Origin of the sequence: Pseudomonas sp. 29 (genome assembly GCF_002754355.1) — a bacterium.
Taxonomy (GTDB): Bacteria; Pseudomonadota; Gammaproteobacteria; order Pseudomonadales; family Pseudomonadaceae; genus Aquipseudomonas; species Aquipseudomonas neuropathica.
The window spans coordinates 4,431,591-4,451,413 of record NZ_PEEY01000001.1; the positions used below are offsets into that span (position 1 = coordinate 4,431,591).

General features: G+C 59.8%; 13 protein-coding genes and 1 riboswitch. Of the genes, 2 read left to right on the plus strand and 11 right to left on the minus strand.

All coding sequences use genetic code 11. From position 1 onward, the window contains the following. Window positions 1-224 precede the first annotated feature (224 nt). The 10 genes from CLU80_RS20570 to CLU80_RS20620 form a co-directional block, all read right to left on the minus strand. Entirely contained in the window at window positions 225-917 is a 693-nt protein-coding gene (locus tag CLU80_RS20570) for a pseudouridine synthase (RefSeq protein WP_093438447.1), read from the minus strand. 33 nt (window positions 918-950) lie between these two features. Next, window positions 951-1,181, minus strand: a complete 231-nt coding sequence (locus CLU80_RS20575; protein WP_064119704.1) for a cysteine-rich CWC family protein — start codon at window positions 1,179-1,181, stop codon at window positions 951-953. Beyond that, complete coding sequence (locus tag CLU80_RS20580) at window positions 1,174-2,661, minus strand: sensor domain-containing diguanylate cyclase (protein ID WP_099758242.1); 1,488 nt, start codon at window positions 2,659-2,661, stop codon at window positions 1,174-1,176. Before CLU80_RS20580 ends, CLU80_RS20575 begins: the two co-directional genes overlap by 8 nt. A gap of 385 nt (window positions 2,662-3,046) precedes the next feature. Continuing rightward, window positions 3,047-4,819 (minus strand): allophanate hydrolase, encoded by a 1,773-nt coding sequence (gene atzF / locus CLU80_RS20585; RefSeq protein WP_099758243.1) that lies wholly within the window; start codon window positions 4,817-4,819, stop codon window positions 3,047-3,049. Window positions 4,820-4,843: 24 nt separating this feature from the next. After that, window positions 4,844-8,491: an urea carboxylase gene (uca, locus tag CLU80_RS20590; RefSeq protein WP_099758244.1), complete on the minus strand. Its 3,648-nt coding sequence runs from the start codon at window positions 8,489-8,491 to the stop codon at window positions 4,844-4,846. Between the two features lie 277 nt (window positions 8,492-8,768). Next, entirely contained in the window at window positions 8,769-9,410 is a 642-nt protein-coding gene (locus CLU80_RS20600) for an urea amidolyase associated protein UAAP2 (RefSeq protein ID WP_099758246.1), read from the minus strand. Window positions 9,411-9,421: 11 nt separating this feature from the next. After that, on the minus strand, window positions 9,422-10,147 hold the full coding sequence (locus tag CLU80_RS20605; protein WP_077571665.1) for an urea amidolyase associated protein UAAP1: 726 nt from the start codon (window positions 10,145-10,147) through the stop codon (window positions 9,422-9,424). A gap of 25 nt (window positions 10,148-10,172) precedes the next feature. Beyond that, on the minus strand, window positions 10,173-10,961 hold the full coding sequence (locus tag CLU80_RS20610) for an ABC transporter ATP-binding protein (RefSeq protein WP_099758247.1): 789 nt from the start codon (window positions 10,959-10,961) through the stop codon (window positions 10,173-10,175). Then, window positions 10,958-11,773: an ABC transporter permease gene (locus tag CLU80_RS20615; protein ID WP_077571513.1), complete on the minus strand. Its 816-nt coding sequence runs from the start codon at window positions 11,771-11,773 to the stop codon at window positions 10,958-10,960. Before CLU80_RS20615 ends, CLU80_RS20610 begins: the two co-directional genes overlap by 4 nt. An 18-nt stretch (window positions 11,774-11,791) precedes the next feature. Beyond that, window positions 11,792-12,859 carry a putative urea ABC transporter substrate-binding protein gene (locus CLU80_RS20620; protein ID WP_099758248.1) on the minus strand — a complete coding sequence of 356 codons (1,068 nt, stop codon included), beginning with the start codon at window positions 12,857-12,859 and terminating at the stop codon, window positions 11,792-11,794. Window positions 12,860-12,922: 63 nt separating this feature from the next. Beyond that, window positions 12,923-13,023: riboswitch (guanidine-I (ykkC/yxkD leader) on the minus strand. A gap of 283 nt (window positions 13,024-13,306) precedes the next feature. Here CLU80_RS20620 and CLU80_RS20625 point away from each other — a divergent pair. Then, the gene (locus CLU80_RS20625) at window positions 13,307-13,570 is read left to right on the plus strand and encodes a hypothetical protein (RefSeq protein WP_093438415.1); all 264 of its coding nucleotides are present in this window, start codon (window positions 13,307-13,309) and stop codon (window positions 13,568-13,570) included. 180 nt (window positions 13,571-13,750) lie between these two features. Continuing rightward, window positions 13,751-14,158: a hypothetical protein gene (locus CLU80_RS20630; RefSeq protein WP_099758249.1), complete on the plus strand. Its 408-nt coding sequence runs from the start codon at window positions 13,751-13,753 to the stop codon at window positions 14,156-14,158. A gap of 131 nt (window positions 14,159-14,289) precedes the next feature. On the opposite strand, the gene CLU80_RS20635 is transcribed toward CLU80_RS20630, so the two are convergent. Continuing rightward, window positions 14,290-19,587, minus strand: coding sequence for an SET domain-containing protein-lysine N-methyltransferase (locus CLU80_RS20635; RefSeq protein ID WP_099759394.1), 5,298 nt, complete (start codon window positions 19,585-19,587; stop codon window positions 14,290-14,292). Window positions 19,588-19,823: the final 236 nt, after the last annotated feature.

Here is a 19,823-nt window from a genome sequence, read left to right on the forward strand (position 1 = left end):
GCCCATGTCGATCCATGACTGCGGTCGACGGGTATTGTTATTGGCGGGCAGTCTGCCGGCTGAGGCGGAGCCTTGAAGGCTCTCTACCGGCAAAAAGTTTCTTGGATGTATGTCGTGACTCATCGGTCACAATCTGGCCGACGTCCTGATTCAAGCAGGGGAGTCGGGATCGCGCAAGTGCCGTTGGTAAATTGTTCGACAACTTCTGCTGAGCGGTCGCGGGCTTAGAACAAATGGATCTCTTCGGTGCGCAAAGCGCGGTACTCGCCCGGTTTTAGCGCGTTATCGAGGTGCAGAAGCCCCATGGATTCGCGGTGCAGGCGCAGGACTTTGTTGTTGAAGAAACCAAACATGCGCTTCACCTGATGGTAGCGGCCCTCGACGATGCTCAGCCGCGCCGAGCGTGGGCCGAGCAGCTCCAGGTGCGCCGGCTGCGTGGTCAGGTCTTCGAAGGCGAAGTAGATCCCCTCGGCAAAAGTACTCGCATAGTGCGCGCCAATCTCCTGCTCGGTCTCGACGTAGTAGACCTTTGGCAGTTTGGTCTGCGGCTGGGTCAAGCGGCGCGACCACGCGCCGTCGTTGGTGATCAGCATCAGGCCGGTGGTGTTGAAGTCCAGGCGTCCGGCGATGTGCAGGTCGTCCTTGTCCGGCTCATCGATCAGGTCTAGCACCGTCGGATGCTGCGGGTCACGCGTGGCGCTGACGCAGCCCGGTGGCTTGTGCAGCATGAAGTAGCGCGCCGCTTTGCCGCTTTGCAGGACTTCGTTATCGACTTCGACACGGCTGAATTCCAGCACTTCGCTGTGCGGATCGCTGACGACTTTTCCGTCAATCCGCACGCGCTTTTCCACCAGCAACAGACGAACCTGCTGACGGTTGTAGCGGGGCAGGTTGCTGAGGAAACGGTCGACACGCATGTTCAGAGTTCAGTAAATGAAGGGGCGCGCATCTTACGGGATCGGCCGCTTGGCCGCTTGCAGTTGCGCCTCGACTTGCGCGCAACGCGGGCACAGGCAGGATTGGTTGCGCAACTCTGGCGGCAGCGCTTCAAGCACGGCAGGATCGATGCTCACGCCATAGCACCAGCATTCGCGGTCGGCGGTGCGCGGGTCGGCCAGACTGCAGTCGTTGCGGGCGCCGCAGGCCGGGCAATGGTCGGGTTTAACGTCGGAATCAGGCATAAGTCGAGTGAGGCATTTCCACGCAGGTGCGGTTGCGGCCGGTTTGTTTGGCTCGGTACATCGCATGATCGGCCCGCGACAGCAGGCTGTGCAAGGTGTCATCGCGTTGCAGGGTGGTGGCGCCGATGCTCACCGTCAGATTGAGGCTGTGGCCGTCGTAGGCATATTCGTGTTGTTCGATGTGTTGGCGGATCTTTTCGGCAATTTTCTGACCGGTATCGCCGTCGGTGTCCTTCAGTAAAACGATAAATTCCTCACCACCCCAGCGGCAGACAATGTCGGCATGGCGCAGGCAACTTTGCAGATCGCGGGCGAAACCGATCAACACCTGATCGCCGGCCATGTGCCCGTAGGTGTCGTTCAACACTTTGAAGTGATCGAGGTCGAGCAGCAGCGCGGTCAGTGGTTTGGTTTCGCGTTGTGCTTCGTGCAGGGCCTGTGCGGCGAGAATGTCGAAGCCTCGGCGGTTGGGCAGTTCGGTGAGACTGTCGAGAATGGCCTGCGCCTGGATTTTGCTTTGATAACGTTTGATCACGCGGTTGAGCAGCGCCAGCACAATCAGCGTGACCAACAGACAGATCAGCAGATTCAGATACAGCGACTGACGGATTTCACTCAGTGCGCCGTCTTCGCGTTTATCCACGAACAGGTACCAGTTCAGCTCAGGGATAAACCGTACGTTAAGGAAGTGCCCTTGACCGTGGGCGGAGTATTCGTAGCTGCCGCTGTGCGGTTTCGGCAACTGGCTGACCAGGCTTTTCATGCTCTCCAGTTCACTCAGGCTCTGACCGATGTGCGCGCTTTCAGGCCCGCCTTCGGCGCCGGTCAGGACCAACCGGCCAAAGGTGTCGACGAAGTAAACGCTGCGTTGATAGCGCTGTTGATACTTGTCGATCAGCTTGATCACCGCGTCCACGGTCAGACCGACCCCGGCCGCGCCGATGAAGCGGTTGTGGTAGTCGTAAACCTTGTAGTTGATGAAGAAGGTCAGGTTGTCCTTGTTGGCCAGATCCGGGTCGACGTTGATCTCGTACGGATCCTTCATGTCGCGCACGCGGAAGTACCAGGCGTCGCGCGGTTCATCGACCTTGACCTGCTTGAGCACGCCTTTGGCGTGGTAGTAGGTGTGGGTGCTGTTGGAGACGAAGAAGGCCGTGTAGGCGCCGTAATGGGTCATGACCTCGTCGAGGTAGCGGGTCATCTGCTCGGGGTTTTGTTCGCCGTTGACGACCCAGTCGCGCATGAAGGTGTCGCGGGACATCATCGAGGAAATCAGGATCGGCCGGACCAGATCTTTCTGGATTTCCGAGTACACCGTGTCGGAGGTCAGCGGCAGCTCGGTGTTGACGATGTTGTCGCGAATCGACGCGCGGGAGGCGTAGTAGCTGAGCAACGACGTGGCGAGGAAACCGGCGCCGAGCAGGGCGATCAGCGTCAGGACCAGCGAGCGTTGCGAGTACAGGGGAGAACGAAGCGGCATGGCGGTTCCGTTGGCAGTGGCCCGATGGCATGCATTCTAGTGGGATGGCCGGGAAAAGCCTGCGGGATTTATGCCTGAAATGGCGGGGGATATGACGCAGAGGGTGTGTCAGGAGGATCGCTCCCTCACCCCAGCCCTCTCCCGGAGGGAGAGGGAGCTAGATTGTGGTGATTTCAAAAAGTGTGTTCGGCTCGGTATCACCGAATGGCAACCACCTGACAAACACCCCGGTCAGTCCCCTCTCCCGGAGGGAGAGGGAGCTAGATTGTGGTGATTTCAAAAAGTGTGTTCGGCTCGGTATCACCGAATGACAACCACCTGACAAACACCTCGGTCAGTCCCCTCTCCCTCCGGGAGAGGGCTAGGGTGAGGGCTGGTTTCTGGATCAGTCCCGAGTCTCAAAATACGCCCGCCATCCCCCCAAATGGCTGATGTCCAGCGCACCCTCCAGACCATACGGCTCGCAGATAAACCCGCTCTCCCAACGTCCGTCCGCCAGTTGCACTTTGCCCAGTCCCAGCGGCGCCGGAATCCCGGTGAGGAACGAACCCAACTCACTGCTCGGCAATTCCCACACCTCCACCGCAATCGCCACACCGCCATCCTTGACCCGCACCATCCCCGGCCGCAATGGCGGGCCGCCGGCCAACGCATACAGTTGATAGTCCGGCGAACTCAATGTCGTTTCCAACAAGCGCCCACCCCGCTGAGTCAGTTGCCAATTCAACGCCAACCCTTGCAGATGCGCGCCACACACCACAATGCGTGCGCGATCATGACGTGCAACGTTCGCCGGTGTCGGCAGGTCGGAATCCAGCTGACGCTGCAGCGCATCGGCCACGCTCAGCAGGTATTGATCGGTGAACGCCCGGCCAAACAGCGTCACGCCCCACGGCAAACCGTTGGCCATGAACGCGCTCGGCACGGCGACGGCGGCGTAGTCGAGCAGGTTCATGAAGTTGGTGTAGTAACCCAGTTCGGAGTTGCGCAGCACCGGTTCGGCGTGCAGTTCGGCCAGCGTCACCGCACGGCCGATGGTCGGGCTCAGCACGCAGTCGAGGCCTTCGAGGGCCTGATCGCACAGGGCTTTCAGGGCTTGCAGCCGATACTGCGCACGGAAGGTCTGCACGCCGCTCACCGCCGGGGCTTTCGCCAGCACGGCTCGAATCACCGGTAACACCGCTTCGGGATTCTGCTCCATCAACTCACCCGCCACGCTATAGCGCTCGGCAACCCACGGCCCTTCGTAAAGCAAACGCGCGGCTTCAAGGAATGGCGACAGATCCAGTTCAACCGCTTCGCCACCCAAGGCTTTGAGGCGGTCGATGGCATCGCCGAACAACAACGGGCCTTCGACGCAGCCGAAAAACTCAAGGTCCTGCGCGCGCGGCACACCGAAACGAAACGCCCGTGGCGCACCAAACGCCGAGCCGTCATTCCACGATGGATTGCGGCGGCTGTATTCGTCGCGCGGATCTAGTTTGGCGGTCAGCGCCAGCAACTGACTGGCCTCACGCGCTGTGGCGGTGAACGTGGTCACGCAATCCAGCGTGCGGCAAGCCGGCAGCACGCCGGCCGTGGAGATCAGCCCTTTGCTCGCCTTCAACCCGACCAGATTGTTCAGCGCCGCCGGCACCCGACCGGAGCCTGCGGTGTCGGTGCCCAAGGCAAAACTCGCCACGCCCAATGCCACCGCCAGCGACGAACCGGCGCTGGAACCGCCGGACGGATATTCCGTCAGCACACTGTTCGGGCATGCGCCATAAGGCGAGCGGCTGCCATTGAGGCCCGTGGCAAATTGATCGAGATTGGTCTTGCCCAGTGGAATCGCGCCCAAGGCGATCAACTGCTCGACGATGGTCGCCGAGCGTTCCGGCACATAAGCAAAGTCCGGACACGCGGCGGTGGTCGGAATCCCCGCCAGATCAATGTTGTCTTTGATCGCAAACGGCACGCCGTACAGCGGCAGGTTGTCGAGGTCACGACCGTCGAGGGCGGCAAGATACGGCTCCAGTTCGGCGACGCTGAGCAGGTGGATGAACAGGTGATAATCCGGGTTCAGCGCGGCGGCTTTTTCCCGTAGTTTCAGCAGCAGTTGACGCGGTGTGGTGTCGCCATTGCGATAGGCCTGGCGCAGAACATCGAGTTGCAGATTCATGAGTAGATCCTTATCCAATTGGCTTCAGTCGAGTGCCAGCACCACGACGCGTTGTCCGGCGCGCACCGCCGAACCGGGCTGCACGCGGATCTCGCGCACTACCCCGGCCAGCGGCGCGAGTACCGGGATCTCCATCTTCATCGACTCGAGAATCACCAGCACATCGCCCGCTTCAACACGGCTGCCGGCCTCGACCTGCACCTGCCAGAGATTGCCGGCAATGTGGCTGTCGACGCTGTGTTCTCCGTCGGCCAGTGGCGCATCCTCGGTCGATTCCGGCACGGCTTCTTCGCTGTCGAAATGCGCCTGACCGCTGGCGATCCAGCGTTCGCGTTCGGCGTTGAACGCGCCCTGTTGTTGGGCGCGAAAGGCACTGATGCCTTCGGCTTCGCGATTGAGAAAAGCCTGATAATCGGCAAGGTTGAGCTGGCTGTGTTCGATGTTGAGATCGAAGCGCCCCAGCGGAAAATCACGGCGGATGCGCAGCAGTTCTTCGGCGCTGACCGGGTAGAAACGAATCTGATCGAAGAAGCGCAGCAGCCACGGTTTGCCATCGAACGCAGCGACTTCGCGGTAGCGATTCCACATCTGCAGAGTGCGCCCGACAAACTGATAACCGCCGGGGCCTTCCATGCCATACACGCACATGTAGGCGCCGCCGATGCCCACCGAGTTTTCAGCGGTCCAGGTGCGTGCCGGGTTGTATTTGGTCGTCACCAAACGATGACGCGGATCCAGCGGCGTGGCTACCGGAGCACCGAGGTAAACATCGCCAAGACCCATTACCAGATAGCTGGCATCGAACACCGTGCGCTGTACTTCGTCGAGATTCGGCAGGTCGTTGATGCGCCGGATGAACTCCAGATTGCTCGGGCACCACGGCGCGTCCTTACGCACGGTGGTCATGTATTTCTCGATGGCCAACTGGCAAGCCGGGTCGTCCCACGACAGCGGCAAATGCACGATGCGCGACGGCACTTGCAGGTCGTTGGCGGCGCACACCGCGTCCCACTCGCCAGCGATGATGCCGAGCAGATCGGCCAGCGGCAGTTGCTCGGGCTGGTAGTGGATTTGCAGCGAGCGAATGCCGGGGGTGAGGTCGATCACGCCGTGCAGGGTTTTGTTTTCCAGTGCCTGCATCAGGGCGTGGGCGCGGAAGCGCAGAACCAGATTGAGTTCCGGCTCGCCGATTTCCAGCAACAGATGAGTATCCCCGGAGACCCGTGCAACAAGCCGGCGATCCCCCTGACCCAAATCCAGCACTACAGGTGACATCAAACCCTGTGGGAGCGAGCTTGCTCGCGAATGCGGTGTGTCAGACACATCAATGTTGACTGACACGGCCTTTTCGCGAGCAAGCTCGCTCCCACAGGGGAGATCCCATTTCAAGGCGAGATCGCGGGCGGTCTTGAGGTCGACGGGAATGAACTGGATTTTATCGCCCGCCTTGAGCTGCCCAAGCTGCCAAAGATCCGCTTCGATCACCGTCACCGGGCACACGAATCCGCCAAGGCTCGGGCCATCCGGGCCGAGGATCACCGGCATATCCCCGGTGAAATCCACCGCGCCAATGGCATACGGATTGTCGTGAATGTTCGACGGATGCAACCCCGCCTCGCCACCGTCGGCCCGCACCCATTCCGGCTTCGGCCCGATCAGCCGGACACCGGTGCGGCTGGAGTTGAAATGCACTTCCCACTGAGTTTGAAAAAAAGTGCTGATGTAGTTTTCAGTGAAGTATTCCGGTGCCGCGTGCGGGCCGTAAATCACCCGAATCTGCCGCACCGCCGGCAACGCGGTGATGTGCTGTTCGGCCAGTTGCTGACCCGCACTGCGGTCCTTCAGCGCAGCGATATGCAACACATCCCCGGCACGCAACGCCCGACCACCGTGCCCACCAAACTGACCCAGAGTGAAAGTACTTTTGCTGCCCAGGTAATCCGGCACCTGCAAGCCACCGCGCAGACACAGATAACTGCGTGCCCCGGCGCCGCTGATGCTGCCCAGATGCAACGTCGCGCCAGCGGGGATCAGCAACGTGGTGTTCATCGGCACGCTTTCCCCCTCAAGCGTCAGGCCAATCGGCGCCCCCGTCACCGCGACCACCGCCGCACAATTGAAGCGCAACAAAGGTCCGCTCATGGTGATTTCCAGCGCCGCCGCGCCTTCAGCATTGCCGAGCAAGCGATTGCCCAGACGCAATGCACGGCTGTCCATCGGCCCCGATGGCGGCACGCCGACCGCCCAGTAACCGAGGCGGCCGGGATAGTCCTGCACACTGGTTTGCGTGCCGGCGCTGAGCACTTCGAAGGTGTTGGCGCGATAGACCAGATTCTCCAGACAACGGGTCCACGGCTCGCCGCTGGCGAACGGCGTGTCGAGCAAAATCTGCCGCAGGTAATCGCGGTTGGTTTCCACACCGTACAACAGACTTTCGCCCAGCGTTTTATGCAGCTCGGCGCGCGCCTGTTCGCGAGTCGGCGCCCAGGTGATGACCTTGGCGATCATCGGGTCGAAGTACGGCGGGATCTCGCAACCGGCCTCGACCCAGGTATCGATGCGCAGTTGAATGCCGTTGGCCGGCGGAAACTCCACCGCCGTCAGCAGGCCCGGGCTCGGCTGGAAATCGCGCCCCGGATCTTCCGCATACAACCGCGCCTGAATCGCATGGCCCTCGGGTTGCAAACCACATATGAGTTCGCTCAGCGGCGGCAGCTCACCCGCCGCCAGCTCAACCATCCAGCGCACCAGATCGACGCCCCAGACTTGTTCAGTGACGCCGTGCTCGACCTGCAAACGCGTGTTCACTTCGAGAAAGTAAAAACGCTGCGCCTCGCTGTCGAAGACGAATTCCACGGTTCCGGCGCTGCGGTAGTTCACCGCTTTCGCCAGCTTGATCGCCGCTGCGCACAGCTCTTCGGCCATTCCGTCCGGCAGGTTCGGCGCCGGGGTTTCTTCGAGGACTTTCTGATTGCGCCGCTGCACCGAGCAGTCGCGCACGCCGAGGGCGATGACTTCACCGCGACCGTCACCGAACACCTGCACTTCCAGATGCCGGGCGCGCTGAATGTACTTCTCGATGAACACGCCAGCGTCGCTAAAGTTGTTCTGGCCGAGACGTTTTACCGCTTCGAAGGATTCGCTCAATTCGCTGGCGCTGCGGCACACGCGCATGCCGATGCCGCCACCGCCGGCGGTGCTTTTCAGCATCACCGGGTAGCCGACCTGTTCGCCGGCAATCAGCGCGGCGTCGAGGCTGTCGAGCAGTTCGGTGCCTTCGAGCATGGGCACGCCGTGCTGTTTGGCCAGCGCACGGGCGGTGTGCTTGAGGCCGAATACGCGCAGTTGTTCCGGCGTCGGGCCGATGAAAGCGATGTTGTGCGCTGCGCAGGCTTCGGCGAACGCGGCGTTCTCCGAGAGAAACCCGTAACCGGGATGGATCGCCGTGGCGCCGCTTTGCTTGGCGATGGCGAGAATTTTGTCGACCGCCAGATACGTGCCGGCAGCGGCGCCTTCACCGAGGCTGTGCGCTTCATCGGCGTGCAGAATGTGCAGGCTGGCGGCGTCGGCTTCGGAATACACGGCCACGCCTTTGACCTGCAGTGAAGCGAGGGTGCGCAGGATGCGGCAGGCGATGGCGCCACGGTTGGCGATGAGGACTTTTTCGAACATGGCATAACCCCTGAAGGGGAAGCGGGCCGTCCCGCCGTTTTTCGACAGACATCCGGGCCGTCCCGGATGAAAAAACACTTCAGATCACCACCGATCCCTTGTAGGAGTGAGCCTGCTCGCGATAGCGTCGGATCAGTCAAAACTGATGTGTCTGACACACCGCTATCGCGAGCAGGCTCACTCCTACAATTGGGTCTGTGGTGGTTTCACTTTTTCAGGCACTGCCCGGAACGCGCCTGACACAGTGCAAACAACCAACGGCGTAAACGGCGGATAGTCAGTTCCATACCAGTAGCTCCGCAGGTGTCGGGTTATAGGCGTTGCACGGGTTGTTCAACTGCGGGCAGTTGGAAATCAGCACGATCACGTCCATCTCCGCGCGTAAATCGACGTACTTGCCCGGCGCCGAAATCCCGTCCTCGAAGGTCAGCCCGCCATCCGCCGTCACCGGCACATTCATGAAGAAATTGATGTTCGGCCCGATGTCGCTTTTGCCCAGTCGCCCATCATGGGCACAAGCGCGCAGGTAGTTGTCGCGGCAGCTGTGCATGTAGCGTTTTTCCAGGGCGTAGCGCACGGTGTTGCTCTCTTGTGCACAGGCACCGCCTAGGGTGTCGTGGCGTCCGCAAGTGTCGGCGACGATGGTCAGCATCGCGTGGCCGAGGTTGGAATACAGCACGCTGCCGGTGCTCAGGTAGACGCTGTTCTGCCGACGCAAGGTGCGCTGCACGTCGTAGCGTTCCTTGGGATTGGCAAGGCTGTAGAACAACGTATCGATGGCCTGATTACCTTCTAGATCGAGGATGCGCAGGGTCTGGCCGGCCTTGACCTCCATCAGCCAGGGTTCACCGGCCGGGATCGTGGCGCGGTACACCGCTGTGTCGGGTTGGTTTTGCGAAGTGGCGATAGCAACTGACATGGCAGCGATCCTCAGGCGAACAAACGGTCGGTATTGATAAAGCCGCGCTCATTTTCCGGGCGCGAGGTGCGGCAGTGTTCGGCGACGCTGGCGTCGGCGTTCATCCAGCTCAGCTTCAGTGGTTTCGGTGCGTATTCCGGCGCCGGATCCATCGGGTGCTGCAGCGCAGTGAGCACCACCAGTGTGTCCATCGGCGCGTACAGTTCGATGTAATCGCCGGCCTTGGAATTGCCTTCGACGAAGTGGAAACGCCCGGCCTCGTCGACGTTGACGCGACTGAACAGATTGAGCGTCATCAATAGGTCGGAGAGGCCCAGGCCCCACTTGCCGAGTTCCACCAGCAGGTTGTCGGTACCGTTGCGGAAGAAGCCGTTGCGCAGTTCCTGATAGCGGCCCTGACCGTACTTCTGCGCGACTTCTTCGGCGCAGAGCACGCCGCCGAGGCTGTCGCTCCAGCCGCAGGTGTCGGTGGTGATCGCGGCGAGGACGCGGCCCATGTCCGAGTACAGGCAATGGCCACTGGTGAGCTTGGCGGTGTGTTGGCATTTGAGGCTGTCGGGCAGGTTCAGCCGTTCGGTTTTTTCATTGGCGTTGAGCAGGGTCAGGCTGACGTTGGCGCCGCCGCGCAGGTCGGTCAGGCGCAGCAATTGACCGCGCTTCAACACGAAGGAACGGTGGCCGCCGCCGGGAAGCATTTCTTCGGCGAAAGGTGGGAACAGTTGGGTCGAATCAGTCATCGGCTTATTCATCGGAGCAGTCCTCTCAAGCGGTGCGAAGGGCACCTGCCAGTGGCAACGGCAGGGCGTCGACGGCGGCGCGTTGGGCGCGGCGGTCGCTGTTCAAAGGGATGTCGTAGGTGATGCGCGCGCCATAGGCGCCGGGGGCGTGCGGGTCGAGGCGAACCTTGTCGAACACCAGCAGACGCGTGCCGAGGCTGAAGCCTTCGGACAGGTCATGGGTGACCATGAACACCGTCAACTGGGTCTCGCGCCACAGCTCCAGCAGCAAGGCGTGCATGTCTTTGCGGATGCCCGGATCGAGCGCGCCGAACGGTTCGTCGAGCAGCAGCACGCGCGGTTTCATGATCAGTGCCTGGGCAATCGCCAGCCGTTGCTGCATGCCGCCGGACAGCTGCGCCGGGTACTTGTCCAGCGCATGGCCGAGGCCAACTTTATTCAGCAATGCTGCCGCTTGTTCGCGAGCTTCACGTTTGGCGCTGCCGAACAGCCGACCGAGCAATGGCGCACGCGGCAGTTCGAGGCCGAGGGCGACGTTGTCGAGCACGCTCAAATGCGGGAACACCGAGTAGCGCTGGAACACCACGCCACGGCTGGCATCCGGCTCGCTGGCGAGCGCTTGGCCGTCGAGCAGAATCTCGCCGCGACTCGCCGTTTCCTGGCCGAGCAGCAGACGCAGGAAGGTCGATTTGCCGCAACCGGACGCGCCGACCAAGGTGCAGAATTCACCTTCGTTGACGCTCAGGTTCAAGCCTTCCAGCACCACCTGATCGGCGTATTGCTGCCAGACGTTTTTCACGGTGATGAAGCTCATTTGGCCGCCCCCTCATACCAAGGGAATGCGCGACGGGTCAGGTATTTCAGGCCCCAATCCATCAGCCAGGCGAGGAGGGTGATCCACACCACATACGGCAGGATCACGTCCATCGCCAGATAACGCCGGACCAGAAAAATCCGGTAGCCGAGGCCGTCGGTGGAGGCGATCGCTTCGGCGGCAATCAGGAACAACCACGCCGAACCGAGCATCAGCCGCAGCGAGATCAGCAAGCGTGGCAGCAGTTGCGGCAGCACTACGCGCAGCATCAACGTCCAGGTCGAGGCGCCGAGGGTCTGCGCCTTGATCAGCAGTTCGACGGGAATTTCCCGCGCACGCTGTTCAAGGTCGCGAGCGAGCGCCGGCGTGATGCCGATCACGATCAGCATGACCTTCGACAACTCGCCCAGACCGAACACGATGAACAGAATGGGCAGGATCGCCAGCGGTGGCACCATCGACAGCACTGTCAGCAGCGGCGACAACGGCGCACCGAACAGCGGCAACGTGCCGGCAGCGATGCCCAGGCACAGCCCGGCCAGCGCGGCGATGCCAAGGCCGATAGCCAGACGCCGCAGGCTGGAAGCCGTGTCCTGCCATAACAGGTAGTCACCGGTGCGACTGTCGGCATTGAAGGCCAGGCGTTTGACCGCGTCGGTCATCTGTACGGCGCTCGGCAGCAGTTTGTCGTTGGGGTTGTCCGCCAGGCGCTCGGCCGAGCCCATGAAGTAGGCGAACAGCAGCAGAGCGAACGGCAGGATCACCAACAACAGGCGACTCGGGCGATCCGGGTGGCGATTGATCAGGCGCATGGCCAAATCCTCCGTGGCTTACAGCTTGGCGTCGGCGGCCATCTGCACGTAGGTCGGATCGAAACGCAGCTTGAGGTTGCCGGTATCGCCACTGGTCACGCCGTTGGCGAAGGCCATGCCGACCGCGCTGGTGTCTTTCGCGCCTTCGCCGAGCAAGCCGTGCTGGAAGGAGAACTCGGCGACCTTGCGCATGGTTTCCGGCAGTTGTTTGCTGGTGGCGAAGTTCAGCGCTTCGCTCGGGGTGGCGAACAGTTTGGTGGTGTCGAGTTGCGCCTGGAATCCGGCCAGATCGGTGCCCGAGGCCTTGGCCATGTGCTCCAGCGCAGTCTTGCTCGCGGCGTTCTTGGCGTTCATCAGTTCGACCACTTCGAACCACGCGCCGGTCAGTGCTTTGCCCAGCGCCGGGTTGTCTTTGAGCGTGGCGCTGTTGACCACCATCATGTCCATGATCTCGCCGGGAATCTGGCTGGAGTTGAACACTTCGGTCACCCCCGGTTTGGCCTTGATGTCCGAGAGCATCGGGTTCCAGGTAGTGACGGCGTTGACCTGTTCGGTGTTGAAAGCGGCGGAGATATCGGCGTCGGAAGTGTTGACCACTTTCAGGTCTTTTTCGGTCAGATCGACCGAGTCCAGCGCGCGAGCCAGCAGGTAGTGCGAGACCGACAGTTCGACCAGATTGACGTCCATGCCCTTGAGGTCGGCGACTTTTTTGCCGTCGCCCTTGAGGACGATGCCGTCGTTGCCGTTTGAGAAATCGCTGACGATCAGCGCGGTGCTGTCGACACCGCCGGCGGCCGGAATGGTCAGCGCATCCATGTTAGTCATGGTGCAACCGTCGAACTGGCCGGCGGTGTACTGGTTGATCGATTCGACGTAGTCGTTGAGCTGCACGACGTCGATCTTGATCCCGTATTTCTTCGCCCATTTGTCGACGATGCCCTGGCTGCCGGCGTATTCCCATGGCATCCAGCCAGCGTAAATCGTCCAGCAGACGCTGAAATGGTCTTTCTGTGCGGCGAAGGATTGGCTGCTGATGAGCGCGGCGAAGGCGGCGGCGAGCAGGGCGGGCAAACATAGTCGGGTCATGGTGGATTCTCCAGTTGATCAAGGGCGGACAGGAAGGCAACGCGGCACCGCGAACGGTGGCTTGTCTCCCGGGCTTTTGTCCCGCCGTGTAACCTCAACTGGAGGTCGCCAACTCTCGGACCAGCCACTCGCGATTGCGAGCCGGAACCCTAGTCAGCCATTGCAAATTGTGGTGCCGCGAACCTGTGATGACTCCTGCACGGGTTTGCTAAAGCGAGACGCGTGCCAAGTTGCGTCAGGCGCTCTGGCACGGGCGCGCGGGTTGCCTAGGGTTGGTGGCGAAGCTGCTGGGGCGCTTTGAGTTGGTGCGCGGCTGCACCGTGATGCAGCGTGTTTGCCGCTGATCCGATGGTTTTGCGCTGTTGGCACTCGGTCTGGTTTTGCCAGTCAAAACAGATGTCAGCCGGTCTGTGCCGACTGCTGTCGCGGGTCTTTCAGGAGGCCGCCATGCTTATTCAAAAAACATTGCGAAGGGTGCTGCTGGGAGCGGTGCTCGGTTTGGGTCTGTCCGGTTGTTACTACTACGCCGGACCCTACGATGCTTATCCGTCTACCTACTACTATCCCGGCTATTACTCACCTTATTCCTACGGTGGTTATTACGCTCCGCGCTACTACGGCGGCGCGCGTTATTACCACGGTGGCTACGGCTATCGAGGCGGTTACGGACGGGGTTATCACGGCGGCGGATATCACGGTGGCCACCATTGATCAGCGGCTGAATGACAGCGTTTTCCAAATGAACAGGATTTCATCAATCACTTGTTTCAACTTGTTGCAGGAACGCACCAGATGCCGAAAACGCTGTCTGATTTTTCGACAGTCACCGATTAAATGACTGTCGCCTGCCAGCGTCGCTGGTGTGGCCAACCCGCGGTCCAGGAGGCCGCCATGTATAGACGAATTCTTCTACTTGCTGCGATGATGTTTTCCGTTGCCGGTTGCGTCCCGTACTCCTACGCGGACTCGTATTACAGCTCAGAGGTCTACACATCACCCGCACCGGCCTACTACAACACGGGCGGCACGTATTACAACGGTGGCAGCAGGTATTACGCGCAGCCACGCTACTACCAGCCAGCCCCGCGGTATTACCAGCAACCGCGCTATTACCAATCGGCGCCGCGTTACTACCAGCCGGCTCCACGTTATTACGAAAGCCGTCGCTGGCACGACAACGATCGCGGGCGTTGGGATGGCCATCGTCGCGGCGGTTGGGATAACGATCACCGCGGTCGCGGTAACTACGACCGACACAGTGGACGCGGCGACCATAACGGGCGTGGCAACCGCTGGTAGATTCACGCAAATGAAAGCGGCGCAATTAGCGCCGCTTTTTTGTGCCCGGGAATATCGTCAGGATTAAGGCGCCACCGTACAGCGCACCCAAGGATCAATGGCCGTCGTCGCTTTGACGCCTCAACGGGCAGTCAGCGACCAGGGTCCTGTTTGACCGCTATATCAGGCACGGGCTGATAGAGCAGGCCGTAATCCATCAGTAATTCATCACCCTTGCTGATGTCCTCTAGCGCCACGTAGAACGTCAGGTTTTTTCCCGCGGCAATGGAAATGACGTTGTTCGACTTCCATGCCGGCTCATTGCCCAGTTGTGAGGTATTGATCAGGCTCAGGGTATTGCCCGTGTGCAGCCCACTCACCGAGCGATTGCCCGAGCGTGTGCCGAACAAGTAAGTCAGTACAGCCCGTGAACCTTGTTTGCGTATCTCCTGAAACAACGACGCATCTGATTCATGAAACTTGCCTGCGTACGGTCCTAGCACTTCAAATTTGGCAATATCGCGTCGTGCCCACACTGACGCGCCGCGATTGGGGCCGTCATCCAGTGCCGTGAACACTTCCAGAGTTTGATCAAACCGCGATTGATGCTGTCCTTCGGTACGCAACCAGTCTTTGATCGATTCCTTGATCTGGCTTGAAACGTTTTTTTTGCTTGCGTTATCGAGACCGTCAAGCAAGCCATTCCAGTGGGCGATACGGATGTCATCTATCGGCCCCTCTAATGCATGGGTCAAACTGAGCCTGGGGTTCTTTGGGTCCTGCAGGATTGGCAATGTGTTGTCGACCTGATGAGGCAATGACGAGGACGTTCCGGTTTCAACCTTGATTGCGACAGGCAGGATGTCCGAGGAGGGGCCGGGAGCCTGTTCTGAGTTTTGTGGTGTGTCGGCAGACTTCTTCGGCTGGGTCGGGTCGACAGATTCCTGTGCAGGCCGCTTTTGTCCCGAACTTGTCTCGATTTGTTGAGGCGCGGGAGACAATGTGGTGTTTCTCCCTGCCTGTTCGAGACGCCGCACAGCGGTATCTTTTAAGAGTCCATTAGCTCTGACAAGTCGTCGCCAAGAGTTGGGGCTTAATCCGTGCTGGCGTACGAATTCTTCTACTGTGACTGTGTTGCCCGACTTCTCGAAGAGCATTTTCCACTGGCTTAGATGCTCATCTCTAATCGAGTTGTAAGCAACGCCTGCCGCCCTGTTCAACATCGCTTCACCGGCAGGTGCCAGGCTTCCATTTTGCCGGACAATACTTTTAAACAGACCCGGATGAAGGTGATGAAGACCGGCAAATCCCTCCATGGTCATTGCATCACGCAACGGTTGTGTCATGGCTTGCCAATCACGAATATGCGCACCGGTCACCGGATTGACGGGTGTGCCGGCGGGGCGTTCACGCACGATCATGCCCGCGGCGCTCAACTGCCCGTCAGGCTCCACATAGTACGCAAAGGTTTTGCCGGATAGCCCTTTCTGGCGGGTAAAACCCTCGCGGGTAAGCGACAGCTGTTCTGCTCGCGGTAATGCTTCCCAAGCCAATAAGTGCTCAGCAGTGATTAACTCACTACGCCGGCCTGGCACATGAGCCGGCAGGCTCGCAATTGCATCAGTTTTTTGGGGCGCGGAGGGGAGTAGTGCGACGTCGCGCCCTGCTGGATAGAGACGCTGCGCAGTCGCATCTCGTAAAGATCCATTAGCTCTTACTTGCGCATGCCAAGAGGTTGGGCTAAATCCGTGTTGACTGACGAACTCCGCTGCCGTGACCAAATTATCCGGTTGCCCGAATTGCCGGCTCCACTCGCGTAGATGATCATCGGTAATCGCGTTATAGGCGGTGCCCGTTGCTCTGTTCAATAGCGCTTTACCGGCGGGCCCCAAGCTTCCATTGCGCCGCACAAAGCTTTTGAACGTCCCCGGATGAAGGTGATGATGACCGGCAAATCCCTCCATGGTCATTGCGTCACGCGCTCGTTGCGTCATGTTTTGCCAATGATCGATATGCGTTTGGGTCACCTTGTCGAAGGGCATATTGGCGGGGCGGTTGCGCACAATGGCGCCCGTAGCACTCAGTTGGCCGTCAGGTTGCACGTAGTATTCAAAAGTTGTCTGGGACAGGTTATGTTGCCGGGCAAAGTCTGCACGACTCGTGTTCCCCTGTTCGTTACGCGACACCGCCTCCCAATTCAGTAGATGCTCGGCAGTGATCTTCTCCTCCGGTCCCCCCGGAACCCGCGTCGGTAAACGGGCTGGCGTCGCAGCGAGCGGCACGGCGGACGTCTGCCGAGCTTGATCAAAACGCTGCACAGTCTCATCTTTCAGGGTGCCATCAACTTTAACGTGAAGTCTCCAAGAGTTCGGGCTGAGCCCGTGTTCACGTATGAACTCTTGCGGTGTGACCGAGTTGTCCGGTTTCTCGAACAATCCTTTCCACGTGCGTAAATGGTCATCGGTAAGCGCGTTGTAAGAGCTGCCGGCCGCCCTGTTCAGCAGCGTTTCACCCGCGGGCCCGAGCCCGTCGGCTCGCACATAAGTTTTGAACGAGATCGGATTAAGGTGGTGGTGGCCGGCAAATCCTTCCATGGTCATTGCGTCACGCGCCGGCTGTGTCATGGTTTGCCAGTCACGGACATGTACATGAGTCACCTTGTTGAAAGGGGTGTTGGCAGGTCGGTTACGCATGAGCAAGCCGGCAGCGCTCAACTGACCCTCGGGTTCTACGTAGTACGCAAAGGTTTTGGCCGACACTCCGTTCTGTAGCGCAAAGCCCCGAATGGTCAGCCTCTTCTGTTCCGCTTGCGGCAACGCCTCCCAGGCCCGCAAGTGATCCGCCGTGATCTGCCCCCCACCAAACAATCCCAGTCGTTGCCACTGATCACCCTGGAGATGCTGGACCAGCAGACTGGTTTGCCGGTTGTCGTGATACACCCGCGCACGCACGACGCCGTCTTCCGTGCGAGTGACTTGCCTGACCTCGTACACCGCCGTGGTTCCGCTGCCATCGGTATGGCGTATGTGGGAGAGGTGTCCGTCGGCGGCAACATACACCCCTTGGCTGTTGCGAGAGAGCCCGGCGATTCTGGAATCGGGCACACTGTAGCGGCTGAACAAGGTATGGCTCAGTTCGTCCCAATCATCGATGTGTGCAGCGAGCACTTCTCCGGCGACCGCCTGGGTGGCGACAGCGAATTCCTCGAGCGGGCTGCCGTAAGGTCGCATCGTGTCGGCATCAAATGAATACCATTGACCGCTCTTCAGCACGGCCGCACCTTCCACAGTCTGGCCGGTTACTTTTACGGTGCCCGTTGCCGCCGCGTCGTACTGTTTGCTGAGCGCTTTCAAGACATCGTAACTGTCGGCGGTCCCCCTGAGCCGGTTGACGGCTTTGGCGCCTCTGGACAGCAGATAAAGGCCACCGGTGCCCACGAGTCTGGCCAGATCACTCAAGCCACCCACCGGGTTGAGCACATCAATGGTGGCGACACCGATGACATGGGCGGTCTTCAATGCCTTGGCGCCGGTGGACAGAGCAGTCCTGCCGATTCTGATCAGTTTTCCTGCCGTGGCGACGCCCGCCGTGAGAAAACCGAATACATCCACAGTGAGATCAAACACCGCCTCGCCGTAGTTGCCCTTCTGAAAATTGACAATGGCGGATCTGAAGGGGATCAGGTTCAACAAAAACTCACCCAGCGGTTTGGGCCGGTAATATTCGTCCATTGGGGTTTGCCCGCGTGCGAGCTCTTTGATTGCGGGGTCATCCAGATCCAGATGTTGCACAAAGGTGTCGGCAATCGCACGGGACCGCGCGCTGCTGAAACTGCTCACCAGTGATTCGCTTAAAGCGAGTTCACGACCCAGTTCATTTGCCGCTTCACGGGGGACAAGCTCTTTGGTCGTGAAGTATTTGTTGGCCTCCCTTGATTCCTGTTGCTTTGCCTTGTGCAGGGCCGCCCGTTCGATCGTGTCTTTATTGATGTTGATTTCGTACGCCTGGAACGTGCCGCTCAGCTCCGTCCTGATGAGCAGCCCGGGTTCGTTGGGGCAAGGGGTATGATTGAAAAATCCATCCGAGACAAATGAACCTTGTTGGAAAAAGCTGACTTTTCCAAACTCGAAATTCTTTTTGTCTTCTAGTGGGAGCAGGGAGATCATGTGCCTGATCGTTGTATTGACGGCGGCCTTTTTATCCAGAATTGAGCGGGCGAACTGCCGGTCGAAGGCTTCCTGCACACCGAACGTCGGGTTGTTATTCAATGCCTCGAGTGGGAGGCGGGTATCACTTGATGCAAGTGGACGCGGATTCGGCAAGTCCATCATTGCGTAATCCAGAAGCGAATGGATGCCACTGAAACCCGTCTGTCCACTCTCGCCACGATACGTATCCGTGTGGAGAGCCTTGACTTCGAAAAGCGTGCCCAGATCGCTAAACCGCTCTATCAGCAGGGCCAGGGCAATGTCTTTTCGTGTCGGTAATGCTTTGTCCAGAATCCTGGCGGCAGCAAGCCGCTCTTCAAGCTCTTGGTTAAATGTCGCTCTTATCGTTTCAAGTTGTCCGTCGGTGTAGGCGTCATCGTTTCTTTTCAGGATGATTTCGTTGGTGACAGCCCAATCGCGTAATACGGCTGTCTGAATGCGTTGAGTCGATGCCGGGTCAGCCCGGCGAGCACTTTCAGCCTTGCTCATGACTTGGGCAAACGTCAGGCCGGGGACTTTGCCAGGTGTTTGTGCCTCGATGGCCATTGCCGCCATGGTCAGGTTGGCCCAGGCCAGACTGCCAACTTTCACATTTCGGGGAATGTCTGCGATCAGAAACTGCGGTGCCGACCTGCCTAGCAAAAGGTATGCGCCGGTTTTCGCCAGGGCAGCGCTGGTTCTGCCTTCACGGCTTAAGTGTTCGGCGAGGTCATCGATGACTGCAGATGCATGCCGGCCGCAATGTCGATTGCTGGCCAGATCGAAGCCAGCTGTCTTGTTGCGAAGGGGGGCGGTGATCGACTCAGGATCCATCTGCAGTGCGATCCCCGCCAGCAGGTAATCCATAACGCTGCTATCGCTGTCGATGCCTTGCATTCTCTGTTGCAGCGTTTTGCCCATCAGTTGCCCTTGCGGGGAGCGGAGCAGCGCGTCGAGCATCTTTGCAGGGTCGTCTGTCACGTTCTCGGGAATAGGGTGGTCATAACGCAAGAACTCCAGCACACCGCCCTTGATCTGCATCACCAGCGGCTGGTCGCCCAAATGGTGTGCATGGCTCATGGTGATCAGACGCAAGCGGCGTTGTTCGTCCGCACTCAGGGGAATGGGCCAGGACAACGCCCCACCCAAGTTAGCCAGGGGAGTAGCCGGGGAGTCGATGTCATCAGGTCCTGGCGTGGATTGATCGTCAGGGGAGAGCCGTCGAGTCTGCGAAGGTGTGAGTACGAGGGTGTTGGCCATCATGAGACTGTCCATAGTCAAAGAGTCATCCTTGGAAGCGCGCAGGTTGGCGCTTCCAGCGTTCACGAGTGTAAAAACACTCCGTGAATAAACGCCATAAACCAAGTATGAGTCTTTGCGTACAGGTCAGATGAGCCCAGCGCCGCTTTTTATGCCCGTCGAAAAAGTCGCCCCGTTAGCCATCTCCTAGGGCATTCCCAGACGCTTCCTACAGTTTCATTTCCTTGCATTTGTTAGCG